The 293-nt window shown below is 54.3% G+C and carries 1 rRNA gene; it reads left to right on the top strand.

Going from position 1 to position 293, the window contains the following annotated elements:
- A 16S ribosomal RNA gene (locus J9892_RS21660) occupies positions 1-293 on the top strand; the annotation flags it as partial.

The following is a 293-nucleotide window of genomic DNA, read 5'->3' on the forward strand; positions in this document are numbered from 1 at the left end:
ACACTGGAACTGAGACACGGTCCAGACTCCTACGGGAGGCAGCAGTGGGGAATATTGCACAATGGGGGAAACCCTGATGCAGCCATGCCGCGTGTGTGAAGAAGGCCTTCGGGTTGTAAAGCACTTTCAGCGAGGAGGAAAGGTCAATAGCTAATATCTGCTGGCTGTGACGTTACTCGCAGAAGAAGCACCGGCTAACTCCGTGCCAGCAGCCGCGGTAATACGGAGGGTGCAAGCGTTAATCGGAATTACTGGGCGTAAAGCGCACGCAGGCGGTTGGATAAGTTAGATGT

The sequence above is a fragment of the Aeromonas sp. Prich7-2 genome (assembly GCF_017939255.1).
In the GTDB taxonomy this organism is placed as follows: Bacteria; Pseudomonadota; Gammaproteobacteria; order Enterobacterales; family Aeromonadaceae; genus Aeromonas; species Aeromonas caviae.